Genomic DNA, 13,377 nt, shown 5'->3' with positions numbered 1-13,377 from the left:
CGTGGCGGTCGTCGATCAGAGGGCAGCAACATTCACTGTAGCCGGCACCGTCGCCGGCAACCGGCTCGATGCCGTCCGCGAGGCATCGCGCACCGATCATACGGTGCTCTGGCTCGGCCTGCTCTCCGTGCTCTACAACGGCATTCTCGCCTTCATCAACCATAATATCGTGCCGCTCTCGATGACGCATGTCGCCGCCAGCGAAGGCCTGATCATGGCGAGCGCCATCATCTACATCCTGCACAAGGGGATCTACGAGACCGACCTTCCGGCCTTCCTGTTCCTGCTGTTCACGCTGATCGTGACCATCTATGTCAGCGTACTCAACCGCCTGCTGTTCATCGATCACTTCCGCAACGTGCTGATCATCTTCTGCTTTACCGGGCTCGGGGGCTGGAGCAACGAGAAAACGATGAAGCTCGCCTTTCGCTGGGCAAGCCTTGCCGTCATGATCTTCCTGATCTTCGAGATCGTCAGCGTGCCCTTCTACGTCAGCATCGTCCATCCGTCCGATTACTTCGCCAATACGCGCGGGCTGCTGCCGCTGAGCTACAACACGACGGGCCTCTTCCAGAACGCACTCGGCTTTCCCGAGCGCTTCTCCTTCGGCATCATCGACCATCGTTCCTCGTCGATCTTCCTCGAACAGGTGTCGCTCGCCAATTTCTGCGGCGTCATCGCGGTCTACCTGATTTCGATGTGGGAGAGGCTCGGCCGCTGGGACCGGCTGCTGATGATCGGCACGGCCGTGCTGATCCTGGTGACGAACGACACGCGTACGATGCTGATCTTCTGCTTTGCCTGCATCATCGGCTATTTCGTCTTTCCGAAGATCCCGAAGAATTTCAATCTGGCGCTGATGCCGCTGATCGTCGCCGCGGGCTTCCTCGTCTACGTCCTGAAACCCAACGCGACCGGCGACAATTTCACCGGCCGCATCAACCTGACGATGAAGAAGATCATGGAGCTCGATCCGCTCGCCGTCCTTGGGCTTTCGGTCGACCGGGTCGCCGAATTCGCCGACAGCGGCTATGTCTACCTGATCTACGCGGCGACGATCTTCGGCGTCATCGCATTGTGGCTGTTCGTCTGCCTCTTTCCCGCCGGGCGCACGGCAGCACAGCGGCGCTGCGCCCATTCACTTTCTCTTTTCATTTTTCTGAATATGATGATCGGGGGCACCGCGGTTTTCTCGATGAAGATTGCCGGTCTCCTCTGGTTCGTCGTCGGATATATGCGTTTCCACGACAGCCCGCGCATCCGGCAGGATCGTCCGGCAGATGTACTGAGTTGACCGCAGCGGCGCCTGTCCGTGCGAGCCCTAGAACAGGATGATTTTAGGCCGGATCGGCCTAAAATCTGAATCCTGTTCTGAATCAAAGAAATAGAGCATGATGTCGTCCGAAAACCGCCCACACTTTTCGGCATCATGCTCTGGGAGCAAGACGCTCGATGCTTGTCCAGCTTCAATATCTGCGCGCCATCGCGGCGCTGATGGTCGTCTATTTCCACGCGGTATTGCAGCTTGCCAAGGTCAATCCGGCAGTCGACGCCACCGCCTTCGTCTATGGCGAAACCGGCGTTGACATCTTCTTCGTCTTGAGCGGCTTCGTGATGTGGCTGACGACGAGCGGACGCGCGATGAGCCCGATCGATTTCGCCCGCCGGCGCATCAAGAGAATCGTGCCGCTCTACTGGCTGGCGACGCTGTTTTCGGCGACTGTGGCGCTGGTCGCTCCATCATTGCTGAAATCGACGGTATTCGACCTGCCGCATCTCATCGCCTCGCTGTTCTTCCTGCCATGGGCCAATCCTGCCGATCCCAGCACGATCGCGCCGGTGGTCGTCCCCGGCTGGACGCTGAATTACGAAATGTTCTTCTACTTCGTCTTTGCGCTGCTATTGCCGCTACAGGAAGTACGGCGCATCCCGGCGATGTTTGCCGTCTTTGCCGTCATCCTGATCGCTTGCCGGCTGCTGCCGGAAACGACTGTGACCCGGTTCTACCGCGAACCAATCATGCTGGAATTCCTCGCCGGTGTGGTGCTCGGCTGGCTCTACGGGCAGAAGGTCCTGCTGCCGAACCGCTGGGCTTGGGCGGCGCTTGCCATCGGCTTTGCGTTTCTCTTCATCAACGAGGCGCTGATGCCGCCGGAAAGCCGGTTCTATGCCTGGGGAATCCCGGCGATCTTCATCGTCTACGGCGCGATCTCCATCGACTTCTCCAGGCTGCCGGTGATCGGATGGCTGAACTATCTCGGCGACTGCTCCTACAGCATCTACATCACCCACGCCTTCACGCTGGCTTTTCTCAGGGTCGCCGCCGACCGCCTGCCGATCGGCATCCTGCAACAGCCGGTGCTCTTCGTGATCCTCTCGCTGGTGCTCTCGTCGATCGGCGGTGCGATCATCCATGAGATCACCTCGCCGCGCCGCCGGCAGGTCGCGGTGGCGAGCCGGCCGCCTGCCTAAAGCGCGTCGAAGGCGAGAATACGCATCCAAGCGGCGCTGACGGTACAGTTTTTCGCGCAACTTCTCCTAAGCTTCAGACTGAGCAATGAGAGAACTTGCACAAACGTGATGGTTTATCTTGCAATTTGTCGCATGAATGAAAGTGCGCCGGCCTATTCGCGGTCCGGGCTTTGATCTAAGCACAGCGGCGGCCTTGGAGAGGGAAGAGGGAAAGACATGACAAGTTACGTATTGACGGTATCCTGCAAGTCGACGCGCGGCATCGTGGCGGCGATTTCGAGCTATCTGGCCGACAAGGGCTGCAACATCGTCGATAGTTCGCAGTTCGACGATCTCGATACCGGCAGGTTCTTCACGCGCGTCAGCTTCATCTCCGAGGAAGGTGTGCCGCTTGCCGAACTCAAGGAAGGTTTCGAGCCGATCTGCAAGCGGTTCGCCATGGATGCCGAGATCCATGACGGCAATGCCCGCATGAAGGTCCTCTTGATGGTGTCGCGCTTCGGCCATTGTCTCAACGACCTGCTTTACCGCTGGAAGATCGGCGCGCTGCCGATCGATATCGTCGGCGTCGTCTCCAACCATTTCGACTACCAGAAGGTCGTGGTCAACCACGACATCCCCTTTCACCACATCAAGGTGACGAAGGAGAACAAGCTGCAGGCCGAAGGCCAGATCATGGAGATCGTCGAGCAGACCGGCACCGAGCTGATCGTGCTGGCCCGTTACATGCAGGTGCTTTCGGATGCGATGTGCCAGAAGATGTCCGGGAAGATCATCAACATCCACCATTCCTTCCTGCCGAGCTTCAAGGGCGCCAATCCTTACAAACAAGCCTATCAACGCGGCGTGAAGCTGATCGGGGCGACGGCGCATTACGTCACTGCCGATCTCGACGAAGGTCCGATCATCGAGCAGGACACGGCGCGCATCACCCATGCGCAGTCGCCCGACGACTACGTCTCGATCGGCCGCGATGTCGAAAGCCAGGTGCTGGCGCGGGCCATCCACGCCCATATCCATCACCGCACCTTTCTGAACGGCAACCGCACCGTGGTCTTCCCGGCCAGCCCCGGTGGTTACGCCTCCGAACGCATGGGCTGAGCGCAGCCCTGCATCTCTTTTGCTGGCAAACGACAATCCCCGTTGCCTGCCAGCGGCAAGTACTTGATTATCTCGTTCAATAGGTAATCGAATCATGCTGCGGGAGGGGTGTCATGACCGACAAGGCGCTTGTTGATCGCATGGCGCTGCCGCGCCCCGACGTGACCGCCAGCGACGCGGAAGAGATCCTCCTTGCTCATTACAGCCTCTCCGGCACGCTTGTCGAACTCGGCAGCCAGCAGGATCGGAACTATCGCGTCGATAGCGATCGTGGCCGCTACGTCCTGAAGATCTGCCATGCAGCCTACGAGACCCGCGAGCTCGAAGCACAGAATGCGGCGATCCATCATCTCAAAAGTAAGCAAGATGCGCCGCGCGTTCCGAAGGTGATCGCCACCAATGACGGGCGGGAGATCGTCGTCCTTACCGTGCGTGGGCAGGGCTATCAGGCCCGGCTGCTGGAATATCTGGAAGGCCATGGGCTGACGGAGCTGACCTATCTGGCGCCGGCTTCCGTTGCGGCGCTGGGCGCGCTCTGCGCCAGGCTGGCGCAGGCGCTTGCCGATTTTAACCATCCCGGTCTCGACCGCAGCCTGCAATGGGACCTCAGACGGGCAGGTCCCGTTGCGGTGCAGCTGCTTTCGGCCATCACCGACAGCGCCGCGCGCGACCGGATTGCCAAAACCATGGTGATGGCCGTTCGCCGCATCCAGCCGTTGGCGCCGTCGCTTCGGCTGCAGGCCGTGCATCACGACGTCACCGGCGACAATGTCGTCGGCCACCGTGACGCCCGTGGCCATATCGTCCCCGACGGGGTGATCGATTTCGGCGACATCATCCGCGGCTGGCTGGTCGGCGACCTCGCCGTCACCTGCGCTTCGCTGCTGCATCAGGCCGATGGCGACCCTTTTCATATCCTGCCCGCCGTCACCGCCTATCAGGCGATCTATCCGCTGAGCGACGAGGAACTGAAGGCGCTCTGGCCACTGATCGTCGCACGCGCGGTCATTCTCGTCGCCAGCGGCGAACAGCAGATTTCGGTCGATCCCGACAATGACTATGTCCGCGACAATCTCGACCGCGAGCGGGCGATCTTCGATACGGCGATGTCGGTTCCCTTCGATCTCATGGAAGCGGCGATCCTCAAGGCAGCCGGCGCCGATGTCGCCGCGCCGGAAACATCGGGATGGCTGCCGTTGCTGCCCGACATCGATCCCGCCGGGATCGCCTATGTCGATCTTGGGGTGCGGAGCCCGCATTTTTCCGCCGGCAACTGGCTGAATACCGACATGGACTGGCGGCTGCTTGCCCGCATGGCAACCGAAAACGGTACGGCAGCGACGCGCTACGGCGAATATCGGCTTTCCCGCGCGGCAACTGCGAAGGGACAGGCGACCTGCGCCCTGCATATCGACATATGCCTTGCCGCAGGCAGCGCGATTGCCGCGCCCTTTGCCGGCCGCATCGGCTGGAAGGACCAGCATCTGACAATCGCCGGCGACAACATGACCCTGCATCTCGATGGGCTCGACCTCTCGGTCGAGGACGGAGCCGAGATTGCCGCCGGCGATTCGCTCGGCACGGTTTTCGGAGAGGCGTCGTCGCTAGGCGGGCTGCGCGTCCAGCTTTGCAGCGTCGCAGGTCTCGAACCGCCGCTCTTTGCCTCACCGCGCGCGGCGGCGGCCTGGTCGGTGCTCTGCCCTTCGCCTTCGCTGCTTCTCAGCCCGCAAGCGGATGCGCCGCAACCTGAAACCGCCGAACTCTTCGCCAGGCGGCGGGCGCATCTCGCAAGGCCGCAGAAGAATTATTATGCGGCGCCGCCGCAGATCGAGCGCGGCTGGAAGGAGCATTTGTTCGATGTCGAGGGCCGCGCCTATCTCGACATGGTCAACAACGTCACCATTCTCGGCCATGGCCATCCCAAGCTCGCGGCGGCGATCGGCGCGCAATGGCTGCGGCTCAACACGAATTCGCGCTTCCACTATGCCGCGATCACGGAATTTTCCGAACGCCTCGCCGCCCTGTCGCCGAATGGGCTCGACGCGGTCTTCCTGGTCAACAGCGGCTCGGAGGCGAACGATCTGGCGCTTCGGCTCGCGCAAGCCCATAGCGGAGCGCGCAACATGCTCTGCCTGCTCGAAGCCTATCATGGCTGGTCGGCGGCGAGCGATGCCGTCTCCACCTCGATCGCCGACAATCCGCAGGCACCGACCACCCGGCCGGACTGGGTGCATGCCGTCGTTTCACCGAATACCTATCGCGGCGCATTCCGTGGTCCCGATACGGCGGCAAACTATCTCAGCGCAGTAACGCCGGTGCTGGAGGCGATCGACGCCGGCGGCAACGGCCTTGCCGGCTTCATCTGCGAATCGGTCTACGGCAATGCCGGCGGCATTCCGCTGCCGGACGGTTATCTCAGGGAAATCTATGCGCAAGTGCGCGCCCGCGGCGGCCTTTGCATCGCCGATGAGGTGCAGGTCGGTTATTCCAGGCTCGGACATTATTTCTGGGGCTTCGAGCAGCAAGGGGTCGTGCCCGATATCATCACTATCGCCAAGGGCATGGGCAACGGCCATCCGCTCGGCGCCGTCATCACCACGCGGGAGATCGCGCAATCGCTGGAGAAGGAAGGTTATTTCTTTTCCTCCACCGGCGGCAGCCCGGTCAGTTGCGTCGCCGGCATGACGGTGCTCGACATCATGGTCGAGGAAAAGCTGCAGGAAAATGCCCGGACGGTCGGCGATCATCTGAAGGCGCGGCTTGCCGCGCTGATCGACCGCCATCCGATTGCAGGCGCCGTGCACGGCATGGGCCTCTATCTCGGTCTCGAATTCGTCCGCGACAGAACGACGCTGGAGCCGGCGACGGAAGAGACGGCTGCAATCTGCGACCGGCTTCTCGAACTCGGCGTCATCATGCAGCCGACCGGCGATCACCAAAATGTGCTGAAGATCAAACCACCGCTCTGCCTCAGCATCGACAGCGCCGATTTTTTCGCGGACATGCTGGAGAAGGTGCTCAAAGAAGGTTGGTGACACAGGGCTTCCGGCATTAACCAATTCGGTCATTTCGAGGCATGTCGATTTTTAATGAAGCGGGCCATTGCCGGAATCAGCAGGACTTCCTATCTCTGCCGCGGTGATCGATTGAACTTCGATTCTGTCATGCGAATTTAACGAAGAGCTGATATGTTTCTTTCTGCAAGTTCGGGCTGCGACGGAATGAATTTTTTCGGATCGTCGATATTTTGACACGTTTAGGAATATGTTTCTGACAGGCTATCGGGTAATCTCTACCAAGTTAGTGGATTATCGAAGGCAGCCTTCACCGGCCCCGGGCTCTACCGGGACCACTCAAGTGCAACGCCAACACAAGGAACGAGCATGATAGACATCGATATTCTCGCCGATCTCCTTGGGCGATCTGTGCTTGGCAATGACCGTCCGGGCGCCCTCTCCCGCCCGAACTGTCGAATGTGACGTTCGTCCTCCTTTCAACGGTATCAGACAAGTCAATTCGCCATGGCTGCGCATGTCGCGCGGCAGGAGTTCTATTTATGAAGAAGCAAGTTATCGAATATGCAGGCGTTCCCGTCGGGATCGTCATTCCCGATGAAGACCGGCTGAAGTTCATCGCCGTGAAATTTCATGTCCACGACCTCGACGAGCAGCGTTTCGGTTCGCCGGACGAGGTGCGGCTGGCAATCCATGACCTGATGACCCGCCGTCATCCGAAGCCGCTTCATGCCTGACAGCATGAGGCCGCCATTAGAATTCACGGCTTTTCCCGATGTCCGACCGGTCCCGCCAAATGGGGCCGGTCTTGTTTTTTGAGGGCATTACAGCGCCGCGCGTCTTTATCAGACGCGCAAAGGACGTTGTAACACTTTGAATTGCTGCATAATTTTATCCTTAAATCGATTCCGATTTAAGGAATTATGCAGTACAGTCCTACCGGCCGCCTTTCCGCATAAGGATCCGCCCTTGCCCGATCTTCTGAACCTCATCACCGACATCGAAGGCGTTTCCGTCGGCCATGCAACCGACCTTGCGCTCGGTTCCGGCGTCACGGTCATCGTCTTCGACGAACCGGCCGTCGCATCCGGCACGGTGCTCGGCGGTGCGCCCGGCGGGCGCGACACCGGCCTGCTCGATCCGTCGATGACCGTCAATGCCGTGGATGCCTTCGTGCTCTCCGGCGGCTCGGCCTTCGGGCTGGATGCCGCCGGCGGCGTGCAGGCGGGCCTGCGCGAGCTCGGCCGCGGCTTTGCCGTCGGGTCGGTGCGTATTCCGATCGTGCCGCAGGCGATCCTGATGGACCTGCTGAACGGCGGCGACAAGGATTGGGGCCTTCACTCGCCCTATCGCGACATGGGTTATACGGCACTGCAGGCCGCGGCCAAGGGCACATTCGCGCTCGGCACGACAGGTGCCGGGACGGGAGCGACGACGGCCACCGTCAAGGGCGGGCTCGGCTCGGCCAGTGCCGTCAGCAGCGCCGGGCATCGTGTCGCGGCGATCGTCGCCGTCAATGCGCTCGGTTCGGCAACGATCGGCGACGGGCCGCATTTCTGGGCGGCACCCTTTGAAAAAGACGCGGAATTCGGCGGGCTCGGCATGCCTGCGGTGGCCGACCATAGGATGCGGCTCAAGGGAATGAACACGCCGGCAACGACGATCGGCGCTGTCGTGACCGATGCGCAGCTGACGAAGGCCGAGGCGCACCGGCTATCGGTTGCCGGCCATGACGGCCTTGCCAGGGCACTGCTGCCGGCGCACCTGCCGCTCGACGGCGATACCGTCTTTGCCGCTTCGACGGCCCAGCATCGAAGAGACGACATGGCAAGCCTGATGGAGTTGTGCCACCTTGCGACCATCGTCATGGCGCGGGCGATCGCCCGTGGCGTCTACGCAGCGACCGCCCTTCCGGTCGAGGGCGCGCAAAAGGCATGGCGCGACCGCTACCCGAATGGCCGTTGATTGAGATCTTTGTTTTTGTGGATGTCGTCGCCCCAAAACCGCTGAGCACTTTTGGGCGACATGCATTAGGGTCGGAACCGGAACCCACAACGTGCCGAATGGCGGAGAGACGTGAATGCAGATCCGGGCGCTGATGTATTTCGACGAGCTGGTCAGGACCAATTCGATGCGCCAGGCGGCCGAAAATCTGAACGTCGCGCCGACGGCGATCAGCCGGCAGATCGAGAACCTCGAATATCATTTTGGCGCGCCGCTCGTTGAACGCAGCGCCCGTGGTGTCAAGCTGACGGCCGCCGGCGAACTGCTTGCCGCCCGCGCCGGCCGGACGCTGCGCGAGCTCGATCATGTGCAGCAGCTGATCGAAGACCTGAAGGGCCTGCAGCGCGGCCGCGTCAGCATCTATGCCAATGGGGCGACCGTCGCCAATCTGCTGGCGCCGGCGCTTGCCGAATTCAGCCTGAAATATCCAAAACTGCGTTTTACCGTGACGATCACCAGCGCCCGGCAGGCGGTCGATGCCGTCAACAGCGCCGAGGCGGATATTGCGGTGACGCTGTTTGCGCCACCGATGTCCGGCACCAAGGTGCGGCTGCGCTCCGAGATCGCCTATGATCTCATCGCCACGCCGCAGCATCCGGCCGCCGCGCATGCCGAGATCCCGCTGAGGACGCTTGCCGACTACGCATTGGCGCTGCCGGATCAATCCTTCGGCTTTCGCCAGGCCTTCGACGCGCTGTTCGAGAAGGAGGGGTTGAGCCTCGATCCCGTCTTCGTCACCAGCTCGCTCGAAATGCTGAAGGAACTCGTGCTCAGCGGAGCTGCGGTCACGCTGCTACCGGCGCTAACCGTCCGCCGCGAGATCGAGGCGGGTCAGCTCCTTGCCATTCCGCTGGCCGGCAAAACCGGCATTCGCACCCATGTCGATCTCTGCGTCGCGCCGGACCGACAGCTGTCCTTCGCCGCGACGAAACTGCTCGACTTCATCGAGAGGTTCATGCGCGAGCGTACGAACCGTCGGACCGATGCGAAAGACTGACGCTTCGAGCTTGCATTGCCCGTAGATTTACGGTGTAGCTTTTTCGGCTACACTGAGCACACAAAATCGTCATTGTGTGTGCACTGGCATAGTGTCACTCTCCTCGCAAAAGGTCTTTCGTCATCGACGCGCGGCCAGACAAGGGAACATGATGATCAAGCTTTCGTTTGCGCCTTCAGCGCGTTTCGCCCGGCGGCTTTCGCTCAGTGCTGCGCTTTCGGCCAGCCTGGTGATGATGGCGATGACGCCGGCGGAAGCGGCGAAGACCACCCTCAATCTCGGCATGAGCGTCGAGCCGACCGGTCTCGATCCGACGATCGCTGCACCGGTCGCAATCGGCCAGGTGACCTGGCAAAACGTGTTCGAGGGACTGGTGACGATCGATCAGGCCGGCAAGATCCAGCCGCAGCTGGCAAAAAGCTGGGAAATCTCGCCCGATGGCCTGACCTATACGTTCAAGCTGCAGACCGGCGTCAAATTTCATGACGGCGAGGTCTTCGATGCCGCGAGCGCCAAGTTTTCGCTCGACCGCGCCCGCGGCGCCGATTCGGTCAATCCGCAGAAGCGCTTTTTCGCCTCGATCGCCTCGATCGATACGCCCGATGCCGAAACGCTGGTGCTGCATCTTTCGGCACCGACCGGCAGCCTGATCTACTGGCTCGGCTGGCCAGCCTCGGTGATGGTCGCACCGAAGACGGCTGCCGACGACAAGACGACGCCGATCGGCACTGGTCCCTTCAAATTCGCCAGCTGGGCAAAAGGTGACAAGGTCGAACTCGCCAGAAATGCCGATTACTGGAACAAGGGTGCGGCCGCCAAGCTCGACAAGGTGACCTTCCGCTTCATTGCCGATCCGCAGGCGCAGGCGGCTGCGCTGAAATCCGGCGATCTCGATGCCTTTCCGGAATTTGCCGCACCCGAGCTGATGAGTTCTTTCGACGGCGATGCAAGGCTCGTCACCAGGATCGGCAATACCGAACTCAAGGTCGTTGCCGGCATGAACACTGCCAAGAAGCCATTCGACGACAAACGCGTCCGCCAGGCGCTGATGATGGCGATCGACCGCAAGACGGTAATCGACGGCGCATGGTCCGGCCTCGGCACGCCGATCGGCAGCCACTACACGCCGAACGATCCGGGCTATCAGGACATGACCAATGTGCTGCCCTACGATGTCGAGAAGGCGAAGGCGTTGCTTGCCGAAGCCGGCTACCCCAACGGTTTCATCTTCACGATCAAGTCGCCGCAGATGGCCTATGCGCCGCGCAGTGCGCAGGTGATGCAGGCGATGTTTGCCGAGATAGGCGTGACGATGAATATCGAGCCGACGGAATTTCCGGCGAAGTGGGTCCAGGACGTCATGAAGGACCGCAACTTCGACATGACGATCGTTGCCCATGCCGAACCGCTCGACATCGACATCTATGCCCGCGATCCCTATTATTTCAATTACAAGAACCCCGCTTTCAACGCGCTGATGAAGAAGGCCCAGGAGACGGCCGATCCTGCCGCTCAGAATGCGATCTATGGCGAAGCGCAGAAGATCCTCGCCGAGGACGTTCCGGCGCTCTACCTCTTCGTCATGCCGAAACTCGGCGTCTGGGACAAAAAGCTGAAGGGCCTGTGGGAGAACGAGCCGATCCCTTCCAACGTGCTCTCCGGCGTTTCCTGGGATGAGTGAAGGTGGCAGGCTAGGCGGCGTACGATGAAGGTGATGGCCTTGGTGCCTGAAGCAGGACAGCCGGATTTGGTCGATTCACGCGAACCTCTCGCTCCCTCATTCCTGTGCTCGTCACAGGAATCCAGTGCGCCCAAGTCCTTGGGCGCGAGAGAACGACTTCATCGCATGAGAGTCTTTCACGGCGCCGACGCGCCGTGGCTGGATTCCTGTGACGAGCACAGGAATGACGGAGGAGAGGATGTGCCGCGTCCCATTGCGGCCGTGCTCAATCTGATATGATCCCACTCCTCGCCCGCCGCTTCGCCGGTCTCATCGTCACGCTCGTCGTCGTCTCGCTGCTGATCTTCGCCGTTATGGACCTTCTGCCAGGCGATCCCGCCTCGATCATGCTCGGCACCTCGGCAACACCGGAAACCCTTGCAGCCCTCCGTCACAGTCTCGGCCTCGACCAGCCGCTGTTGATGCGCTATGGGCAATGGTTGGCCGGCGTGCTCTCCGGCGATCTCGGCAATTCGCTGACCTATGGCGTACCGGTCGCCGGGTTGATCGTCGAGCGGCTGGTCGTGACGCTGCCGCTGGCGCTGATGGCGATCGTGCTTTCGGTGGCGATTGCCCTGCCGCTCGGCGTGCTGGCCGCCTCGCGCCGCGGCGGTGTCTTCGACGTCATCGCGACGCTGTTTTCGCAGATCAGCATCGCCGTGCCCGCCTTCTGGGTGGCGCTGCTGTTGATCATCCTGTTTTCGACGATGCTCGGGCTGATGCCGGCCGGCGGTTTCCCGGGCTGGAGCGCCGGCCTCAAGCCGGCATTGCAGGCGCTGATTATGCCCGCCGTCGCGCTGGCGATGCCGCAGGCGGGCGTGTTGACGCGGGTGGCGCGCTCGGCGGTGCTTGACACGATGCACGAGGATTTTGCCCGCACCGCAGTCGCCAAGGGGCTGTCACGCAGTGCGGTGCTGTGGCGCCATATCGTGCCGAATGCGCTGATCCCCATCCTGACGATGATCGGGTTGCAATTCACCTTTCTCGTCGCCGGCGCGGTACTGGTGGAAAACGTCTTCAACCTGCCTGGCCTCGGGCGGCTCGCCCTTCAGGCGCTCTCTCAGCGCGACATCATCGTCATGCAGGATGTCGTGCTATTCTTCGCAGGCCTCGTCATCGTGATGAATTTCATTGTCGATCTCTCCTACCTGGCGATCGATCCCAGGATGAGAAAGGCGGCCTGACGCATGGCACCGATCGTGTCCACCGCCATCATCAGCCGCCGCCGGGTCTTTAGACTTAGCCGGCGAATGAACCTGATTTCGGGGGTCGTCATCATCGGCCTGCTCACCGCCGTGGCACTGCTGTCGCTCGTCTGGACGCCGCTGCCGCCGGCGAAAATGCAGATCATCCACAAATTGCAGCCGCCGTTTGCCTTCGGCCTGCTCGGCACGGATCAGTTCGGCCGCGATGTGCTTTCGATGCTGATGGCGGGATGCTGGAATTCACTGTCGATCGCCATCACAGCGGTTGCGATCGGCGGGACGCTCGGCTCAATCGCCGGCATTTCGGCAGCGGCGATCCGCGGTCCTTTCGAAGCGTTGCTGATGCGCATCTGCGACGTCATCTTTGCGCTGCCGCCGATCCTGTCCGCCATGGTGCTCGGCGCCTTTCTCGGGCCAGGGCGGTTCACCGCGATCACCGCGATCGCCGTCTTCATGATCCCGGTCTTTGCCCGGGTGACGCTTGCAACCTCGCTGCAGGCCTGGAGCCGCGACTATGTGACGGCGGCGCGCGCCATCGGCAATACGCGCCTGACCATTTCGCTGCGCCATGTGCTGCCGAATATCGTCAGCCAGATCATCGTGCATGGCGCGATTCAGCTGGGGCTGGCGATCCTCACCGAAGCGGGCCTCAGCTTCCTAGGGCTCGGCATGGCGCCGCCGGCGCCGACCTGGGGCCGGATGCTTGCCGATGCGCAAACCTATCTGGCGCTCGCTCCCTGGCTGGCGATCCTGCCCGGCCTTGCCATCGCGCTCACCGTCTTCGGCTTCAACATGCTCGGCGACGGTTTGCGCGATCTGCTCGACCCGCGCGAAGCGAGCCGCTGATGTCCTCCCAAGACGAAA

The 13,377-nt window shown here is 61.5% G+C and carries 10 protein-coding genes; all 10 read left to right on the top strand.

What is annotated here, in order from left to right:
- Position 1: 1 nt before the first annotated feature.
- Entirely contained in the window at positions 2–1,294 is a 1,293-nt protein-coding gene (locus BA011_RS20865; protein WP_065281838.1) for a hypothetical protein, read from the top strand.
- 158 nt (positions 1,295–1,452) lie between these two features.
- The gene (locus BA011_RS20860) at positions 1,453–2,472 is read left to right on the top strand and encodes an acyltransferase family protein (RefSeq protein ID WP_065281837.1); all 1,020 of its coding nucleotides are present in this window, start codon (positions 1,453–1,455) and stop codon (positions 2,470–2,472) included.
- Between the two features lie 216 nt (positions 2,473–2,688).
- A complete protein-coding gene (gene purU / locus BA011_RS20855) occupies positions 2,689–3,573 on the top strand; it encodes a formyltetrahydrofolate deformylase (RefSeq protein ID WP_065281836.1) in 885 nt (294 codons plus the stop codon).
- Positions 3,574–3,686: 113 nt separating this feature from the next.
- Positions 3,687–6,608 carry an aminotransferase gene (locus BA011_RS20850; RefSeq protein ID WP_065281835.1) on the top strand — a complete coding sequence of 974 codons (2,922 nt, stop codon included), beginning with the start codon at positions 3,687–3,689 and terminating at the stop codon, positions 6,606–6,608.
- Between the two features lie 521 nt (positions 6,609–7,129).
- On the top strand, positions 7,130–7,324 hold the full coding sequence (locus BA011_RS20845; RefSeq protein WP_003544544.1) for a hypothetical protein: 195 nt from the start codon (positions 7,130–7,132) through the stop codon (positions 7,322–7,324).
- Between the two features lie 232 nt (positions 7,325–7,556).
- Entirely contained in the window at positions 7,557–8,552 is a 996-nt protein-coding gene (locus BA011_RS20840; protein ID WP_065281834.1) for a P1 family peptidase, read from the top strand.
- 115 nt (positions 8,553–8,667) lie between these two features.
- Entirely contained in the window at positions 8,668–9,588 is a 921-nt protein-coding gene (locus BA011_RS20835; protein ID WP_065281833.1) for a LysR substrate-binding domain-containing protein, read from the top strand.
- A gap of 151 nt (positions 9,589–9,739) precedes the next feature.
- Positions 9,740–11,269, top strand: coding sequence for an ABC transporter substrate-binding protein (locus BA011_RS20830; RefSeq protein WP_186806472.1), 1,530 nt, complete (start codon positions 9,740–9,742; stop codon positions 11,267–11,269).
- 275 nt (positions 11,270–11,544) lie between these two features.
- Complete coding sequence (locus BA011_RS20825) at positions 11,545–12,492, top strand: ABC transporter permease (protein WP_065281831.1); 948 nt, start codon at positions 11,545–11,547, stop codon at positions 12,490–12,492.
- Between the two features lie 3 nt (positions 12,493–12,495).
- The gene (locus BA011_RS20820; RefSeq protein WP_065281830.1) at positions 12,496–13,359 is read left to right on the top strand and encodes an ABC transporter permease; all 864 of its coding nucleotides are present in this window, start codon (positions 12,496–12,498) and stop codon (positions 13,357–13,359) included.
- The last annotated feature ends 18 nt before the right edge of the window (positions 13,360–13,377 follow it).

Origin of the sequence: Rhizobium leguminosarum (genome assembly GCF_001679785.1) — a bacterium.
In the GTDB taxonomy this organism is placed as follows: domain Bacteria; phylum Pseudomonadota; class Alphaproteobacteria; order Rhizobiales; family Rhizobiaceae; genus Rhizobium; species Rhizobium leguminosarum_R.
This window is presented reverse-complemented; position numbering and strand designations above follow the sequence as displayed.

What these genes read in the sequence shown, in the direction of transcription:
- BA011_RS20830 (WP_186806472.1), top strand. Translation starts at nt 9,740, where the DNA reads ATGATCAAGCTTTCGTTTGCGCCTTCAGCGCGTTTCGCCCGGCGGCTT.
- BA011_RS20825 (WP_065281831.1), top strand. Translation starts at nt 11,545, where the DNA reads ATGATCCCACTCCTCGCCCGCCGCTTCGCCGGTCTCATCGTCACGCTC.
- BA011_RS20850 (WP_065281835.1), top strand. Translation starts at nt 3,687, where the DNA reads ATGACCGACAAGGCGCTTGTTGATCGCATGGCGCTGCCGCGCCCCGAC.
- BA011_RS20860 (WP_065281837.1), top strand. Translation starts at nt 1,453, where the DNA reads ATGCTTGTCCAGCTTCAATATCTGCGCGCCATCGCGGCGCTGATGGTC.
- purU (WP_065281836.1), top strand. Translation starts at nt 2,689, where the DNA reads ATGACAAGTTACGTATTGACGGTATCCTGCAAGTCGACGCGCGGCATC.
- BA011_RS20845 (WP_003544544.1), top strand. Translation starts at nt 7,130, where the DNA reads ATGAAGAAGCAAGTTATCGAATATGCAGGCGTTCCCGTCGGGATCGTC.
- BA011_RS20820 (WP_065281830.1), top strand. Translation starts at nt 12,496, where the DNA reads ATGGCACCGATCGTGTCCACCGCCATCATCAGCCGCCGCCGGGTCTTT.
- BA011_RS20835 (WP_065281833.1), top strand. Translation starts at nt 8,668, where the DNA reads ATGCAGATCCGGGCGCTGATGTATTTCGACGAGCTGGTCAGGACCAAT.